1 protein-coding gene is annotated in these 232 nt (G+C 39.2%); it reads left to right on the top strand.

Annotated features, from left to right (window positions below):
* Positions 1-232, top strand: a 232-nt coding sequence (locus CWB99_RS23910; RefSeq protein ID WP_138686264.1) for a M1 family metallopeptidase, incomplete at both ends; no start/stop codon positions are given.

The following is a 232-nucleotide window of genomic DNA, read 5'->3' as shown; positions in this document are numbered from 1 at the left end:
TGAACCTGTTCATTCAACTCGATAAAAGCTATACGCGAAACGAACAGTATACCGTTTATATTAAATACACAGCTAAACCCGATGAACTCGAAGTAAAAGGAAGTGCTGCCATTACAGATGCTAAGGGATTATATTTTATTAACCCCAAAGGCGAAGAAAAAGATAAGCCAACACAAATTTGGACACAGGGCGAAACAGAAGCAAGCTCTGTGTGGATCCCTACTATCGATAA

The sequence above is a fragment of the Pseudoalteromonas rubra genome (assembly GCF_005887095.1).
Taxonomy (GTDB): domain Bacteria; phylum Pseudomonadota; class Gammaproteobacteria; order Enterobacterales; family Alteromonadaceae; genus Pseudoalteromonas; species Pseudoalteromonas rubra_E.
Note: the sequence above shows the minus strand (reverse complement) of the source record. Positions and strands in the feature narration are given on the sequence as shown.